This is a genomic window from Ruoffia tabacinasalis, assembly GCF_042652985.1.
Lineage (GTDB): Bacteria > Bacillota > Bacilli > Lactobacillales > Aerococcaceae > Ruoffia > Ruoffia tabacinasalis.
Genome location: NZ_JBHSHQ010000009.1, coordinates 1 through 15,537 on the forward strand (window position 1 = coordinate 1; position 15,537 = coordinate 15,537).

At 36.8% G+C, this 15,537-nt stretch carries 17 protein-coding genes, 1 tRNA gene and 1 pseudogene; 1 reads left to right on the forward strand and 18 read right to left on the reverse strand.

The window, feature by feature from the left end; translation table 11 throughout:
- Window positions 1-136: pseudogene (locus ACFO5Y_RS01455) on the forward strand (IS30 family transposase); the annotation flags it as partial.
- Between the two features lie 202 nt (window positions 137-338).
- Here ACFO5Y_RS01455 and ACFO5Y_RS01460 read toward each other — a convergent pair.
- The 18 genes from ACFO5Y_RS01460 to comGD all read right to left on the reverse strand — a co-directional run bounded on the left by ACFO5Y_RS01460 (window position 339) and on the right by comGD (window position 15,533).
- A tRNA-Arg gene (locus ACFO5Y_RS01460) sits at window positions 339-412 on the reverse strand.
- 87 nt (window positions 413-499) lie between these two features.
- Window positions 500-1,066, reverse strand: a complete 567-nt coding sequence (gene def / locus ACFO5Y_RS01465; protein ID WP_197104471.1) for a peptide deformylase — start codon at window positions 1,064-1,066, stop codon at window positions 500-502.
- A gap of 1 nt (window position 1,067) precedes the next feature.
- Window positions 1,068-2,312 (reverse strand): GTPase HflX, encoded by a 1,245-nt coding sequence (hflX, locus tag ACFO5Y_RS01470; protein WP_138404071.1) that lies wholly within the window; start codon window positions 2,310-2,312, stop codon window positions 1,068-1,070.
- Between the two features lie 17 nt (window positions 2,313-2,329).
- Complete coding sequence (gene miaA / locus ACFO5Y_RS01475) at window positions 2,330-3,277, reverse strand: tRNA (adenosine(37)-N6)-dimethylallyltransferase MiaA (RefSeq protein WP_197104472.1); 948 nt, start codon at window positions 3,275-3,277, stop codon at window positions 2,330-2,332.
- A gap of 18 nt (window positions 3,278-3,295) precedes the next feature.
- Window positions 3,296-5,029, reverse strand: coding sequence for a DNA repair protein RecN (gene recN, locus ACFO5Y_RS01480; protein WP_197104473.1), 1,734 nt, complete (start codon window positions 5,027-5,029; stop codon window positions 3,296-3,298).
- 19 nt (window positions 5,030-5,048) lie between these two features.
- Window positions 5,049-5,861 carry a TlyA family RNA methyltransferase gene (locus ACFO5Y_RS01485; protein ID WP_197104474.1) on the reverse strand — a complete coding sequence of 271 codons (813 nt, stop codon included), beginning with the start codon at window positions 5,859-5,861 and terminating at the stop codon, window positions 5,049-5,051.
- An 8-nt stretch (window positions 5,862-5,869) separates the two neighbouring features.
- Window positions 5,870-6,754, reverse strand: a complete 885-nt coding sequence (locus ACFO5Y_RS01490; protein ID WP_197104475.1) for a polyprenyl synthetase family protein — start codon at window positions 6,752-6,754, stop codon at window positions 5,870-5,872.
- Entirely contained in the window at window positions 6,747-6,983 is a 237-nt protein-coding gene (locus ACFO5Y_RS01495) for an exodeoxyribonuclease VII small subunit (protein WP_138404076.1), read from the reverse strand. The genes ACFO5Y_RS01490 and ACFO5Y_RS01495 overlap by 8 nt, the downstream gene beginning before the upstream one ends.
- Before the next feature lie 3 nt (window positions 6,984-6,986).
- Window positions 6,987-8,369, reverse strand: a complete 1,383-nt coding sequence (gene xseA / locus ACFO5Y_RS01500) for an exodeoxyribonuclease VII large subunit (RefSeq protein ID WP_197104476.1) — start codon at window positions 8,367-8,369, stop codon at window positions 6,987-6,989.
- Entirely contained in the window at window positions 8,366-9,256 is an 891-nt protein-coding gene (locus ACFO5Y_RS01505) for a bifunctional 5,10-methylenetetrahydrofolate dehydrogenase/5,10-methenyltetrahydrofolate cyclohydrolase (protein WP_197104477.1), read from the reverse strand. Before ACFO5Y_RS01505 ends, xseA begins: the two co-directional genes overlap by 4 nt.
- A 283-nt stretch (window positions 9,257-9,539) precedes the next feature.
- Entirely contained in the window at window positions 9,540-11,288 is a 1,749-nt protein-coding gene (locus ACFO5Y_RS01510) for a DUF1002 domain-containing protein (protein WP_197104478.1), read from the reverse strand.
- Window positions 11,289-11,461: 173 nt separating this feature from the next.
- A complete protein-coding gene (gene nusB / locus ACFO5Y_RS01515) occupies window positions 11,462-11,917 on the reverse strand; it encodes a transcription antitermination factor NusB (protein WP_231606881.1) in 456 nt (151 codons plus the stop codon).
- Window positions 11,910-12,347: an Asp23/Gls24 family envelope stress response protein gene (locus ACFO5Y_RS01520; protein WP_197104480.1), complete on the reverse strand. Its 438-nt coding sequence runs from the start codon at window positions 12,345-12,347 to the stop codon at window positions 11,910-11,912. The genes nusB and ACFO5Y_RS01520 overlap by 8 nt, the downstream gene beginning before the upstream one ends.
- 74 nt (window positions 12,348-12,421) lie before the next feature.
- Entirely contained in the window at window positions 12,422-13,486 is a 1,065-nt protein-coding gene (locus ACFO5Y_RS01525; RefSeq protein ID WP_197104481.1) for a M24 family metallopeptidase, read from the reverse strand.
- 94 nt (window positions 13,487-13,580) lie between these two features.
- Window positions 13,581-14,339, reverse strand: a complete 759-nt coding sequence (locus tag ACFO5Y_RS01530; RefSeq protein ID WP_209494339.1) for a hypothetical protein — start codon at window positions 14,337-14,339, stop codon at window positions 13,581-13,583.
- A 16-nt stretch (window positions 14,340-14,355) separates the two neighbouring features.
- Window positions 14,356-14,793, reverse strand: coding sequence for a competence type IV pilus minor pilin ComGF (locus ACFO5Y_RS01535; protein ID WP_197104530.1), 438 nt, complete (start codon window positions 14,791-14,793; stop codon window positions 14,356-14,358).
- On the reverse strand, window positions 14,765-15,118 hold the full coding sequence (locus ACFO5Y_RS01540; protein ID WP_197104483.1) for a type IV pilus modification PilV family protein: 354 nt from the start codon (window positions 15,116-15,118) through the stop codon (window positions 14,765-14,767). The genes ACFO5Y_RS01535 and ACFO5Y_RS01540 overlap by 29 nt, the downstream gene beginning before the upstream one ends.
- Window positions 15,102-15,533 (reverse strand): competence type IV pilus minor pilin ComGD, encoded by a 432-nt coding sequence (gene comGD / locus ACFO5Y_RS01545; protein WP_331459518.1) that lies wholly within the window; start codon window positions 15,531-15,533, stop codon window positions 15,102-15,104. Before comGD ends, ACFO5Y_RS01540 begins: the two co-directional genes overlap by 17 nt.
- Window positions 15,534-15,537: the final 4 nt, after the last annotated feature.

Genomic DNA, 15,537 nt, shown 5'->3' on the forward strand with positions numbered 1-15,537 from the left:
GGACTTTAATGAAGTGAACCAAGCGTTTATTTCTTCTGTCGCCGTGCGCAGAAATAAAATACCTAGAAAACCTTTAAACTATAAGACGCCGTTGGAGGTCTTTATTGAGAATGTATCAGAGTTAAATTATTTCTAGCTTAAATTGACAAATCAAATTTTAAAAAGCAAAAAAACCTCCTACTTTAGTAAGTAAGAGGTTTATTCAGTCAACAATATAATCCTATTTCAGCATGATACGATAAGCTTATAATAGGCGCCTTTTAGGGGGTTTTTAATTAAACAACTTACCCCCAGTTAGAACGCCACGCTATAAAGCGCGTCATATCACCGTTTTTGTACGATCTAGGCAGGATTCGAACCTGCGACCGTTCGCTTAGAAGGCGAATGCTCTATCCAGCTGAGCTACTAGACCAAATCAATACTGACAACTCTTATATTATATCCTATGATTGACTGATTTGTCAATAACATTTTTAAAAGAGTTGTCGGTATTTTCTCACTAAATTAATGTTGTATCTTCATCTGGTTCCCAAGGTGTTTTTTCATCAATATGATCATAGAATAAGATTCCTTTTAAGTGATCAATTTCGTGTTGTACAACGACTGCTTCATAATCTCTTAAACGAATTTTCTTTTCGTTACCTTCTAAATCATTATATTTAACCGTTACACGTTTAGGTCTTGGAACGATTCCTGGTACTTCGCGAGGAACTGAGAGACAGCCTTCGCCCTCTTTCAACGCTACTTTTTGAACCGCATGGCTTATGATTTTTGGATTAACAAAGATTTCATCAATCAGAGGTTCAGTTTCATTTCCCTCTTCATCATAATCCATTAAATATACAGCAAATATTTGTTGGTCGATACCAATTTGTGGTGCTGCTACTCCTACGCCTGGACGCAAGTTATATTTTTCAGCCGTTTCTGAATCTTGGCTGTTTATTAAGAATTGTCTCATAGCCACAGCTGTCTCTTTCAATTCTTCATTGATTGGAAACTCTACAGGCCTAGCTTGTTCTCTTAAGATTGGTTCTTTTTCAGGAACAAAATCTTTCATTGTTATCATATTATTCCTCATTTCTTATATCAGTTAGACGTCGTCGATATCCCGATAGTATATAATACTGATATTCTTCATTAAATTCAATGTCTTTTATTAAAGTTTTTTGTCGGTATAGCGCTAATAACTCTGCTTCTTCAGGTTGAATTTCTACTTGAAACTCTTCTGCATTCGATATACAGATATCCCAAATCGCTTGTTTTAAGGTTTCAATACCTTTTTTATCCAGTGCTGAGATAGTTACATTAGGTTGCAATGTCGGTTCAAACCCTGGATCTGCTTTATCTATCTTGTTGTAGACAGTTAAGACCGGGATATGATCCATATCTAACTCTTTTAACAACTCTACGACGGTATCTTCATGCATATTGCTTGCAGGATGAGAGGCATCTACGACGTGTATTAATAAATCCACAAAGCGAATCTCTTCCAATGTTGAATTAAATGCATGAATTAATTCTGTAGGTAGTTCATCAATAAAACCTACCGTATCTGTAATAGTGAAGGCATCATGACCGTTAATTTCTAACTTACGCGTTAAAGGGTCTAAGGTTGCGAATAATTGGTCTTGAACATACGTCTCACTTTCAGTTAATTCGCGTAACAAGGTTGATTTCCCTGCGTTTGTATAACCTGCTAGACCAATATTAAATTCTCGGCCAGACTGTCTTCTAATACGCGTTCTTTCACGGTGTTCTTCCAATTGTTTCAAGTCTTTCTCAATCGTATGAATGCGACCACGAATGACACGACGATCTTGTTCTAGTTTAGTCTCACCGGGTCCTCTAGTTCCAATCCCACCGGCTAGTCGAGATAATGATGTCCCTTGTCCGATGACTCTTGGAAGTAAATATTGGTATTGAGCTAGTTCAACTTGAAGTTTCCCTGCTTGGCTTCGCGCTCTTTGAGCAAATATATCAAGAATCAATTGTACACGGTCAATGACTTTTACGTCAAGTTGTTCTTCTAAATACATATTTGTGTTTGGTGATAATCTATTTAAAAAGATAACTAAATCAATATCAGAGTTAATGACAAAATCACGAACATCCACTAGTTTTCCACTACCTACGACGGATTTCTGATCGATGCGCCTTAATTTTTGAGTGATTTCTCCAACCGGTAGACCATTAGCGGTCTCCGTTAGTGCCTTCATTTCTTTCATGATCGTTTCAAATTTTAAATCTGAAATGTTTTCTGTTTGTACTCCGACTATAAGTACCCTCTCGGGGTGATTTTCAGTCTCTATCATATTTTTTTATCAACCTTTCAATTATTCTCTATATGTTCTTTCACTATACGTGAAGCTTCATTTATTGCGCCTTTTTCATTCGTCATATCGATCCATTGTGGGTGCTTCATACGGTTTCTAAACCACGTTAATTGTCGTTTGGCATAACGTCTGGAGTTTTGTTGAATTGTTTCAATGACTTCTTCTTTATCCATTTGATTATTGAAGTAAGGCCACCATTCTTTATAGCCGATACCTTTCACACTTTGCCAATCGGCACCTTCTGCCTGATCATATAACCATTTTGCCTCGTTTTCTAAGTCGGCTTTGACCATTTCATGCACTCTTAAATTTATTCTATCATATAATGCTTCTCGATCGCGATTTAATACTAATAAGCATTCATTAAATACCGATTTTTTTATGTCATGTCCTGTTTGACTGGAAAAAGACCTTCCCGTTACTTGAATAACCTCAAGCGCGCGAATGGTTCTGCGAACGTTTTGGTATGGGATTTTCTTGGCTGCTTCTGGATCGAGTTCGTTCAATCGGTTCCACATTGCTAAGTTACCCAATTTTAATGCTTGTTCTTCTAACTCTTTTCGAACTTCCTCATCTTGACTATCAACGCTTCCAAATTCTAAGTCGTATAACAAGCCTTCTAAGTAGAGTCCTGTTCCACCTACGATGATCGGTAGTTTTCCTCTTTGATGAATATCTTTGATTAATTTTTTAGCTTCATGTTTAAATTCACTTGCGTTATAAGGTTCTGAAACTTCAAGAATATCAAGCATATGATGGGGAACACCGTCCATTTCAGAAGCCTTAATTTTTCCTGTTCCAATATTTAAGTGCTTATACACTTGCAGACTATCGCCATTGATAATCTCACCATTAAATTCTTTCGCTAAATCTATACTCAGTTGTGTCTTTCCTACACCTGTAGGTCCTGCTATGACGAGTATCGATATTGATTTTAAATCCATGTACATTATCCTTTATACTTACTTTTTCATTGGGTGATATTCTTTTAATAATTCTTTAGCCATACGAAGCGATGTTTGAGTCATATCTCTTCCTGAAAGCATGAGTGCTATGGCTTCAATGCGTTCATTCGGTGATAATTGCTTCACATTTGTAGCTGTTTTTTTATCTTCGACTTGCTTAAAGATATACAGTTGCTTATTCGAAATTGCTGCAACTTGTGGTAAATGCGTAATACAAAATACTTGATGGTATTGAGATACTTCGCGAATCTTTTCAGCGATGGCTTGTCCAACTCGGCCAGAGACTCCAGTATCTATCTCATCGAATACCATCACTTTGGGTGATGTTTCGCGACTAAATACGGTCTTCAATGCCAACATAAAACGCGATAACTCTCCCCCACTAGCGACTTGAACTAATGGTTTTTGATCTTCTCCCACGTTAGTTGCGACATAAAACTCCACACTATTAAAGCCAGTTGGCGTTAGTCTCACAATTTCATCGATATTAACCATGTTTAAAGCCGTATCAATACTAGGTTCACTAAATCGAACTGTAAAGCGGCTATTCTCCATATATAAATCTTTTAATTCTGCTTCAATGGCTGAAATTAAATCTTGGGCAATGGATTGTCTTTTGTCATTAAGTCGTTTAGCTTTATCTAACGCACTTTGATAAGCTTCACTCAATTGAGCTTCAAGATCTTCAAGATAACTTTCCCGATGACTAATTTGATAAACTTCTTCAGATATTTCGTTGAAATAATCTAATATCTCACTTAATTCCATCCCATACTTTCGCTTTAAGCGACTTAATTCGCCTAATCGGTCTTCAACTTGATCAATGGTTTGATTTTCTTCATCGAAGTCATTATCAAGTGCGGCCAATTGATGACTGTATTCTTCTAAATCATATTTAGATGACGAGAGTCCGTCATGGATTTTTGCGAGTTGAGGTTGATAATCTTTAATCTCTTCTAATAGTAACAAGATTTGATCTAATTGCGTGATGACACTTTGATCTGATTCGCTAAGTAAGCTATTAATAGTGCTCATATTTTGATTAATTTGTTGAGCGTGTTGCAATTGCTTACTCATCTCTTCGAGTTCTTCATCTTCACCTATAACTATTTGAGCTTCTTCGATCTCATTAATTTGAAATTCAAGGAAGTTTACCCGTTGGCGGTCATTCGTATCAGATTGCTGAGCATCTAGCCATTCTTTACGAAGTTGGCTATAAGTTATATAAGCTTTCTGATAGTCCTCCAACTCTTTTTTAATTCTTTTATTGCCATAATTATCCAATAAAGATAAATGCTTTGTACGGTCCAACAATTCTTGATGTTCATTTTGTCCATGAATATCTACGAGATAATTCCCTATTTCTTTAAGTAAGGTGACGTTAGCTAATTGACCATTAATTCGAATGGTATTTTTCCCTGATTTATTAATTTCTCGTCGAATAATCAGACCATCCATGGCTATATCAACATTTAAGCCAAATTCAACTAGGGAATTTTCTAAGTCTTCCGGTAAATGATCAAAAGAAAATAAGCCTTCAATTAATAATTTATCGTCTCCGTGTCGAATATAATCACTTGACCCACGACCACCACAAAGAATACCTAGGGCATCAATAATAATTGATTTCCCGGCTCCTGTCTCACCTGAAAGAACCGTCATCCCTTCGGTAAAATCGATATTCACTGCTTCAATAATCGCAAAATTCTCAATTGTTAAACTTTGTAGCATAACTTCACCCCATTGGTTTTTATAAATTATCGTGTGCTATTTGCACTATCTCTTCAATATTTATGTTTGCTTTACTATCATTGTTCAATTCTTTTGAGTTTTTAATATGGGCTAGAAATTCAATGTTTCCTTCGCCACCAGTAATTGGTGAATAAGTTAAATTCTCGATGGTATAGCCGATACGGCACATCATATCGATGACTTCGTGTAAGACATCTTTATGAACGGTCATATCCTTAATAATCCCTTTTTTACCGACACGCTCTGGTCCTGCTTCAAATTGTGGTTTAATAAGCACTAATACCGATCCGTCTTGTTCTAAGATTGGAATAAGTGGTGGTAAAATTAATCCAAGAGAAATAAACGAGACATCAATACTCGCAATCGTTGGCGTTCCTTCCGTGAAATCCTCAGGCACTGAATGACGGAAGTTTTGACGCTCCATCACTACCACTCGCTCATCTTGACGTAATTTATAAGCTAATTGATTATAACCTACATCCAAGGCATAACTTAACTTTGCACCATTTTGTAAGGCTGCATCCGTAAAACCTCCGGTAGAAGAACCTATATCAAGTAAGATATGATCGGTCATATCGATACCAAAATGTTTAATCGCTTTTTCTAATTTTAAGCCTCCGCGACTCACATATGGGATGGTCTTACCTTTAATATGCAACTCTTTTGTAATATCAATCTTCTCACCAGGTTTATCATAGCGCTGGTTATTCGCATCATAAATTTGCCCCGCCATAATCAAGCGTTTCGCTTGCTCACGTGTATCTGTTAGTCCAGATTGAACTACTAATTTATCTAATCGTTCTTTTTTCATATGACTCCTTAGTCTATATCTGTGAATGAGAGAAATTTATTTAAAATACTGTAATCCGTTCCACTCAACTTAGTAATTTTTTCAATGATTTTTTCCGCTTTTTCACGTTCTTGACCTAAAACTTCTTTTGATTCTTCTAAACCAAGTAAGTTTGGATAGGTTGATTTCTTGTTGAATTCATCACTTGAATGACCTTTTCCAGATAACGTACTGTCATCAATTACATCAAGTAAATCATTATGGATTTGATATAAAACGCCAAAGGTTTCACCAAAGTTTACTAATAATTCTTCAATTTCAGGGCTGAATTCGCCAATAATGGCTGCGGCTTGTGTCGCAAAGGTAAATAATTTCCCCGTTTTAAATTCATGAATCTGATTTAATTCTTCTAACGTAATTTCTTTATTCTCCGCTTGCATGTCACCTAGTTGACCTGCAACCATCCCGTGTGAACCTGCAGCAGAACTTAGTAAAGACATAATTTTAACTTTCTGTTTACTCTTTAATTTTGAATCATCACTAATCAGGCTGAATGCATCCGTTAATAATGCGTCCCCTGCTAGAATGGCTGTCGCTTCATCAAATTTAATATGAGCGGTTGGTTGACCTCGTCTTAAGTCATCATTGTCCATCGCCGGTAAATCATCATGAATTAAAGAATACGTATGAATAAATTCTAAAGCAACAGCTGTGGTTGCTCCTTTTTTCATATGCTTCTCTGATTCTGCGTTTAAGATAGCCAGTAATAGTAACGGACGTAGTCGTTTGCCGCCACCTTTTAATGAATAAATCATTGGTTTTAACATTTCAATTGGCGTTTGAAGAAGGCGAATATGTTCGTCTAATTCAGTTTCAAATACATTTCTTAAATCGTTTAAATCTTGTTTAGTCATTCATAACCTCTCTATCTAATTCAACATCACCTTTATCTGTCATCATCTTAGCGACTGTGCTTTCTGCATCAGTTAATGATTTTTGGCAATATTGGCTTAACTCTACTCCGCGTTGAAAAGATTCTAACGCTTTTTCTAAAGGTAAATCGCCCTTTTCAAGTTGAGATACAATTTGTTCTAACTCTTGTAATGCTTCTTCGAAATTTTCTGGTTGCTTTGTTTTTGCCATTGTTTACTCCTTCTCTATATCAGAAAGCTGTTGAAATATATTATCTGTAGATGTTTCTGTTACTTGTGCTTCAATTTGTCCGTCACTTAAATTTACCTTAATCATATCATTTTTTTCAACTTCAGTGATATGTTTTACAATGTTATCTTTTGAAGTCACGACTGCATATCCTCTTTGAACGCTCTTTAATGGGCTATATGCGTCAAGCAATTGCATGAGATTACCAAAGACAACTTTCTTATTGTATTGATATTGTTCCATATTACGATTTAATTGTTTCGTAAAAGCCGTTAAATCTTTTTGGTATTGATTAATAAGCCCTTGCGGTTGTTGTAAGGACAGTCGTTGTTTTAACACGTTTACTTGATTCTTTTGCTCCGTAAAGTAATTATCTTTGTTATTATTCAATCTTTCGATCGCTAAGTCTAGCTGTTGCATGTATGGTTGATATAGTCGCTCAGGTTGTGTCATGACATAAGATTGGGCAAAGCGCTCATAATACTTTCGCATATATTGAATGCGTTGATTCATTGAATAAAATACGCGCTCTTCCATCTGAGTTAAGTAAGTTAATACTTCTTGTAAGACTGGTACGGCAATTTCAGCCGCAGCAGTTGGGGTTGCAACTCGAATGTCAGCCACAAGATCAGACAAGGTTGTATCTGTTTCGTGACCAATTGAAGATATTACTGGAAGCGGACAATTTAGAATAGCCATTGCGACTTGTTCGTCATTAAAGCACCAAAGATCCTCTATGGAACCTCCCCCACGTGCAACAATGACTGTGTCAAACTCGTCTTGCCTATCTTTAACTTTATTAAAGGCTGCGACGATTTCACCCGCGGCTTCTTTACCTTGTACCCGGGTTGGAATGACTGTGATTTCAACGATTGGATAGCGACGATTGATGGTCGTAATAATATCGCGAATTACTGCTCCACTTGGACTCGTGATAACCGCGATTTTCTTAGGAAAGCGTGGAATTGGTAATTTAGGTCGATCAAATAGACCAGCTTTTTTGAATTTTTCTTTTAATTGTTCTAGTTGTTGGTATAAAGCTCCAATTCCATCTGGTTGAATGCTATCAATCACAATTTGATACGCTCCAGAAGGTTCATATAAAGTAATCTTTCCGGTAACGAATACTTTCATCCCTTCTTCAATATTGAACTTAACGCGTTGAAAAGCCGAACGATACATCACTGCACTAATTCTTGCCCCTTCATCTTTCAAGCTAAAATATTGATGGGAATTGGGTCTCAAGCGAAAATTTGACACCTCTCCTACAACAAACACTCGTTGTAAATGCGGATCGACATCAAATTTTCTTTTTATATATTTGGTTAACGCTTGTACCGTTAAGTACTCTTGATTTTTTTCACTCATAAACTAACACCGTCTATGTAATCTTCGCTATTTAAACCATGCTGAATGCAGGCACATAGAATTGTTTGCTCCATTAACATCGCTACCGTCATTGGCCCGACACCTCCGGGTACTGGTGTAATAGCACTTACTTTATCAAATACTCCTTCATAATCAACATCTCCGACGAGTCTTCCATCATCTAATCGATTAATTCCGACATCAATGACAATTGCTCCATCTTTTAAATCATCTTCTTTCACCAGATGCGGTGAACCAGCAGCGACCATGACAACATCGGCCTCAATTAAGTGTTGATGTAAGTCTCGAGTTAAGAGATGTGTAATCGTGACGGTACTACCCATATTAGCTAAAAGGATGGATAAAGGTTTTCCAACAATTTGGCTGTAACCTACAACGGTGACATCTTTTCCTTTAATGTCAATGTTGTAACGGTCAAGCAAACGTAAAATCCCTCGAGGTGTACAAGGATATAATTCACCCGTGCCCTCGACAATTTTCCCCATATTATAAGGATGGAAACCATCAACGTCTTTATCTGGTCGAATGACTTCTGTTACTGCCACTTGACTTAAATGTTTTGGTAGTGGGAATTGAACAATCATCCCTGTGACTGTGGGGTCATCATTTAAATCTTCAATCGTTTCATGTAATTCTGCTTGAGTAATCGAATGATCTAATGTTAGCCACTCAAAGTCAAAGCCAATATACTGAGCCGTTTTTTCTTTTTGTCCAACATAAATTTTACTTGCTGGATCTTCTCCTACAGTAATTACGACTAATTTCGGTGTGATCTGCTTTTCCTTCAGCTTTTCTACCGCATGTTTATATTCTTCACGTAGTTGTAACGATAATTGCTTTCCATCTAAGACTTGAGTTTTAGACATCGTACCGCCTTCTTTCTGCAAATTAAATTCTAGCTTAACCGATATCTACGATCCCCATCGGTCACTTTTATTCGTAGACTCAGTATAACTGAATTCATAAAATCTAACAATCTTAGTCGGCACTTAAAGTGAGTAACCGACCTCATCGTTCGAATTCTTTGAGTAAAACTTTTCAATCACAAAAACGAACTTTAAATATCAAACTCAGCGAATTAGCCGAGTTCATAATATTTAAAGTTCGATACTTATTTATTGAATTGTCATTGAGAATCTAACTGGTTGATTATTCAACAGGATCAGTTAATTCCTCTGCAGGTTGTTCTTCCGTTTCAGTTGCTTCACTTTCTGATAAGTCTTCACCTGGCTCTTCTTCGACTGGAACTTCCTCAGAAGGAACGTCTTCTGGAAGTGACTCTTCAGATGAAACTTCATCTTCACTTGTCTCTTCTTCTGAACTTGTTTCTTCTACTTCTGATTCTTCTGGAACATAACCAGGAAGAGTGTAGTCTGCTGGAATTTCAACTTGTGATTGGTATAAGTTCTCTACAGAAACTCCGTAGATAGCGTTAAAGTCGTAAGCAGCTTGTAATGGAACCATCTCATTCGTTACAACATCTAATTCACTCATCACGTCTGTCGCAACGTCAAATGAATACATTGTGAAATCAGCTTGGTTACCCGCTGGATTATCCCACATGTTTTCTAATGTAATAACAGTGCCTTCTTGAGTTGGATTCACATAGTTATACACTTGCGGTGCGCGACCAGTAGCAATCGCTAAGCTTGAAATAATTTCTGCTTGAACTGGATTTGATGCTTTTAAGCCTTCAAAAGCGTTTAATTTGTTTGTCCAGTTTTCTTTAATGCTTGCAAAACCAGGTTGATACTCACCAGATGCAATAAATTCATCTTGGTTCGCAGCGTATTGATACATTACAGTTCTTAAGTGGTTTAAAGCAGATTTTTCTTCAGATGTTAAATCTGGAGACATTGCTTCAAAGACAAATGTATCGCTATAAACACGGTCAACAACTTCACCAGCTTCAATCACTCGATATAATTCATCCGAGAATGCTTGTAAGATTGGGTGATAAGTTTCAGTGTCAGAGAAGTCCACACGTTCAGCAGCTAATAATTCCTCAGCTGGAACTGCGCCTTCTAAGCCAGCTAACACATCTGTCCAATCTTCTTGGATACTTTGTTCAAGTTGTCCAATTGTATCTTCAGATTGTGCTGCTTCAGTATTAGCAAACTCTTGTGCGAATTCTTCTAAAGCAAGTTGTAATTCTTCATCAGATACGCCGTAATTGTTTGTAATGTTGTTGACGATATTATTGATATTTGTGTTAGTTTCTTCACTGTTATCAACATCGACGTCTGAGTTTTCAGCATTAATATTAGTATTTACAATTTCTTGTTTAATTTCTGAAATCATTTGGTTGACTTGTGAATCAGAAATTGTTGCTCCTTCGCTCTCAATAATTTCATTTACTAAAGAAATTTCATTTTGAGCTACTTGAACATCTTCAGGATTTAATGCAACACCTTGTTGCTCTAGTAATGCATAAACACCTGCTAAAGCACCTTCACCTGTTACAGGAGATACTGTCGCAATACGGATTTGAGCGTTACGTGCACCGGCAGTAATTGCAGCATTTTGGTAAGTTGTTGCTGATACGCCAGTGATGTTTTGAGGTGTGACGATTTGAACTTGAACACCGTAGCCTTCGTTCATACCTTGGATGTATGCACTTGAGTATACAACTGTTCCTGGACCTGAACCATCTTGTAAGTATTGATTAATCATCGTTCCATCAACATAGATAATGTTACTTGAATCAACGGCGTTTGCACCTAACAATTGTAATGTTTGTTGTGCTTGGTTTTGATCTAATGATCCACCTAAGGCAACTAATTGTGATTCTTGTGCCTGAGCGTGTTGAATACCATCTGTATTAAAGTTTAATACTGGTTGAGCTAATGGTGCACCGACTAAGGCAACCATTGCTGATAATAGTAATCTCTTTTTCATTTATATACCCCATTTATAATTTTTATGTACTCTTATTATATCACAGAATATTTCTTTATTTTACTTTGAGGCATTTATGCAAATATTATTCATACATTTTTCGTAAATGTGAATAATATTTAGTATTAGATGGCAAAAAACGCCATCCAACTGAATGGATCGCGTTTTTCTGCTTATTCATTATCGGCTTTTGTATCATCTAAAACTTTTGCAACAACACCACTCACGAATTGACGAGATTTGTCGTCACTAAAGAATTTACTTAATTCAATCGCTTCGTCAGCTGCTACATTGTTTGGAACTTCTTCTTTTGAAACGAAAAAGATTTCATAGAATGCGACGCGTAAAATAATTAAATCAATACGTGCGATTCGGTCTAAACTCCAACCTGTTAAATAAGGTTCAATGAGTTTATCAATTTCGGTTTCTTTTGAACGAACTCCTTCGATGAGCTCATAAAAGTATTCATTATCGATACCTTCATAGCCTTCTTCAGGAAATACGCCTGCTTCCAATGCATAAGCCACAGCTTCATTGATATCTAAATCTTTGTGAGCTGAAATCATCTGATAAAGTGTTTGGACAACAACTTGACGCACTTCGCGTCGCTTCACTACTTTCTTACTCAAAAGCTTCACCAATTGTTTCAACAGCTTCTTCAACAATACTTGCGTCTGATTCTGAAGTTTCAGTCTCAACTGACATAACGTGAACATTGACTTCTGTCACTGCTAAGTCGGTCATGAATAGAATTTGTTCTTTCACCTTATCTTGGATGGCAATTGCAATTTCAGGTACTGAGTAACCATAATGAACACGAATTTCAACGTCGACAACGATTGAATTGTTCTCTGTTTTGATTTTTGTGTTAATACGGTCACGGTCCATCCCTAAGAAGTTTCCTACTTCTTTTTGGAAACCAGTTACTTTAGAGGCAACACCTTCGATTTCACTTGCTGCTTGAGCGGCAATTGATTCTAGGACACCTGTGGTAATTTTAATTTCGCCTAAATTTTCTTTCGCTTGTGTTTCAAATGGTACTTCGGTTATTTTAGCCATAATAGCCCTCCTTTATATACTTTACTCATCTATGTTCGCATTTTCCTTATTGTAGCGGAATTTCTTAGAAAGTGCTATACAATTATTAATTTTTTAGGACTACGGTTTAAACTTTCTACCCCGTCTGCTTTAACAATTAAGTCATCTTCAATACGAACGCCACCTAAACCAGAGACATAAATACCAGGTTCATTAGTAATGATATTGTTTTCAACTAATGGTTTCTCATTTCGGCTAGCAACCGCTGGTCCTTCATGAACATCTAAACCAATCCCATGACCTGTCGTATGACCAAAGTTTGGTCCATAGCCTTTCTCAGTAATGTAATCACGTGCAAGGGCATCGACTTCTTTCCCTGTCATCCCTGCTTTAGTTCCAGCAATTACACGGTTATGGGCTTCTAGGACGATATTGTAAATCTCTTCTAATTTCGGATCTACTTCACCTACAGCAATTGTACGTGTCATATCTGAAGTATAACCTTTGTAGTAGCAACCAAAGTCAAGGGTTACTAAATCACCGTGTTCAATTACTTTATCACTGGCAACACCGTGAGGCATTGACGATCTTACGCCACTGGCAACAATTGTATCAAATGACATGCCTGATGCCCCTTTACCTTTTAAGAAGCGGTCTAATTCGTTCGCCACTTCAATTTCGGTAACACCTGGTTTGATAAACGTTAAGATATGTTCAAAGGCTTGGTCAGTAATGTCACAAGCTTCACGAATCGTTTCAATTTCGTCTTCGCTTTTAACTTCACGAATCGTTTCAATGACACCTGATGTTTGAACTAACATTGGTTCGAATAAGTCACTTAAACGAGAATAAGTTGAAACATTCATATCATCAGCTTCAATTCCCATAGCTTTAACGTCTTCTGCGTTAAGAAGTTTGCTAATTTCTTCATACATTTTTCCTTGATGGATAATGACATCAAAGCCTTTAGCTTGTTCTTTGGCTTGGTCAGTATATCGGAAGTCTGTAATAAAGTATTCGTGTTCAGGCGTAATAACAATTAAACCCGCTGATCCTGTAAAGCTTGATAAGTAGCGTACATTTTTAGGCGTTGTCACTAAAAATGCATCTAAGTTTTGTTCTTTCATTTCTGATCTTAATTCAGTTATTCTATTATTCATACTTTGCCCTCTTTCTAAATCAATAGTTGTATTATATCAAATAAAACATAGATGTTAAACTTGTTGCTATTATTAATTTAAATGAAGGGATGGCTTAAATACCCTCAGTGAACTCTCTCTCGAAAAGGTAACCCCTCCAGCGAACGGAGTAGTTATATCGCATTTGTTCCCTTTGTTGTTGTCGACTAAATGACCGTGGCAGTAATTCCGTTGACCACATTTCAATCCCATTTGATCGGGAGTAACTCGTGAGACCATGATTAGTTTGTATTTGTAACGGCCCAATATCTTCTGGGGTCCAGTCATATGTCCTTAGGAAATCATCTACTTTACTCAAACGGAAGCCTTGGTCCAATAAAGATGCCTCTGTCGCTTTCCATAAGGCTTCAAGTTCTGGATTGCTTCCTTCAACTTGACCTGGTCGTGTAATCACGCCACTACAAACGATGGCATTGAATGCATCACAATAGTCTAGCGCTACCTCTTGTAAAAATACCTCTTGAGTATAAACATATAGTTGCTCGTATTGTTGGTTAGCGGCTAATTGTAAGACACCAAATTGCTTATGTGAATCGATGTGATCTAAGACTTGTTTCGGTTTATAAGCCGTAGCCTGTTCATTAAAGCGTATCATAATGGCTTCTTCTAAGTTTTGTGCGTCCATCTGTTCAATCGGTGGCAATAAATTCATCACAAGTTCTTCTTGAATGTTCGCTGTGTAATAATCATTAAAATTCAAATACCGACTTAAGTTGATTTGATTGAGTTTCAGTAAGCCCCAATAGATGAGTTGGCTAACGAGTAGAAAGATAATAACGTAAACCATAACCATTCCTTGTTTGTTATTTCGCATCATAATACTCCTCTAATTAGCTTTTTAGTTTCACTGAAATGAAGCCCGAAAAGACTTGTCCATTATTAAAGGTTACCGTAACACTCACTTTGCTAGCAACTTGAAATACTTGCCAAGAATATACGTCGTACAATAAAGGTTGATGACCGGGTGCGATATAAATTTTATTGTTCTGGTTGATGATGCGACTACTTCTCTTTGTTTCAGTACTTTCAATGCGAATAAGGTTAGAATCAACCCCTGTCACCGTATATTTTTCCAATTCTAATTCAAGCAGCGTCATAAAGTGTAAGAAATCCGCACTGCGATCCGTGCGAATTTCTGTTTCAATTGTGTTGTAACTATTGTAGATTGTCATAATGGAATGCATGAATAAACTCAGTACGAATAGACTGATTATTACTTCTAACAAAGTAAATCCTTTTTTAAAAGTTGAGGTCTTGAATTTCGACATACAATTCACTCCCGCCTTCTAGCGATATGTAACAATAATTTAAATCACATGCGAATTCACTCACGTTATCTTCATTTAAGGCTTCCCAATTTAGAATTAATTGCTCGCTCACAAGTGCTTTCGCCTCATCTTCTATCTGTTCATCCAATTCGACATCTACTAATTCTGAGAATAAGCGCCAGGCTTGACTCGTCTGTGACGCATCATCTATCCGCCTCAACTCATTATAATAAGCCGGCAAGTAGAGGAGCATCATCGAACTAAATAAGAAAAAACCAATCACCGTTTCTATCGTTGAAAATCCGGCTTTATGTTTGTAATTCAAATTGACCATTCCCTAACTGAAAGACTAAATAAATTCGTTGATTACGATCATAGTCATAAAAACTAATCGTTCTAAATTGATTCACACCCCCACCTTGCAAATACATAAACATATAAGGTGTTTGAAACTGTATGTGTTCAGGAGCGTCCAACGTCGCAATCCTTTCTTGACTATAAGCATCTCTAATTCTTAACTGATTTAAACTGGCGTGAAACTCAACTGAAATTAGTCGCTTTTGTAAGATAGCTATTTGTTGAGCTTGCTTTAAGTGACTCATGACTTCATCAAAGAAGATTCGACTTTCAATTTGCTTACTTAAATTGACATTAGGACGAAACATTAGCAGCAAACTCATGGCTGAAAGTAAGACGAGTACAATTAAGGACTCCATTAGCGTATAGCCTTTTTTACTCATACAT

Excerpts from the sequence above, each read along its gene's own strand:
- def (WP_197104471.1), bottom strand. The coding sequence starts at position 1,066 with ATGATAACAATGAAAGATTTTGTTCCTGAAAAAGAACCAATCTTAAGA.
- hflX (WP_138404071.1), bottom strand. The coding sequence starts at position 2,312 with ATGATAGAGACTGAAAATCACCCCGAGAGGGTACTTATAGTCGGAGTA.
- miaA (WP_197104472.1), bottom strand. The coding sequence starts at position 3,277 with ATGGATTTAAAATCAATATCGATACTCGTCATAGCAGGACCTACAGGT.
- recN (WP_197104473.1), bottom strand. The coding sequence starts at position 5,029 with ATGCTACAAAGTTTAACAATTGAGAATTTTGCGATTATTGAAGCAGTG.
- ACFO5Y_RS01485 (WP_197104474.1), bottom strand. The coding sequence starts at position 5,861 with ATGAAAAAAGAACGATTAGATAAATTAGTAGTTCAATCTGGACTAACA.
- ACFO5Y_RS01490 (WP_197104475.1), bottom strand. The coding sequence starts at position 6,754 with ATGACTAAACAAGATTTAAACGATTTAAGAAATGTATTTGAAACTGAA.
- ACFO5Y_RS01495 (WP_138404076.1), bottom strand. The coding sequence starts at position 6,983 with ATGGCAAAAACAAAGCAACCAGAAAATTTCGAAGAAGCATTACAAGAG.
- xseA (WP_197104476.1), bottom strand. The coding sequence starts at position 8,369 with ATGAGTGAAAAAAATCAAGAGTACTTAACGGTACAAGCGTTAACCAAA.
- ACFO5Y_RS01505 (WP_197104477.1), bottom strand. The coding sequence starts at position 9,256 with ATGTCTAAAACTCAAGTCTTAGATGGAAAGCAATTATCGTTACAACTA.
- ACFO5Y_RS01510 (WP_197104478.1), bottom strand. The coding sequence starts at position 11,288 with ATGAAAAAGAGATTACTATTATCAGCAATGGTTGCCTTAGTCGGTGCA.
- ACFO5Y_RS01520 (WP_197104480.1), bottom strand. The coding sequence starts at position 12,347 with ATGGCTAAAATAACCGAAGTACCATTTGAAACACAAGCGAAAGAAAAT.
- ACFO5Y_RS01525 (WP_197104481.1), bottom strand. The coding sequence starts at position 13,486 with ATGAATAATAGAATAACTGAATTAAGATCAGAAATGAAAGAACAAAAC.
- ACFO5Y_RS01530 (WP_209494339.1), bottom strand. The coding sequence starts at position 14,339 with ATGCGAAATAACAAACAAGGAATGGTTATGGTTTACGTTATTATCTTT.
- ACFO5Y_RS01535 (WP_197104530.1), bottom strand. The coding sequence starts at position 14,793 with ATGTCGAAATTCAAGACCTCAACTTTTAAAAAAGGATTTACTTTGTTA.
- comGD (WP_331459518.1), bottom strand. The coding sequence starts at position 15,533 with ATGAGTAAAAAAGGCTATACGCTAATGGAGTCCTTAATTGTACTCGTC.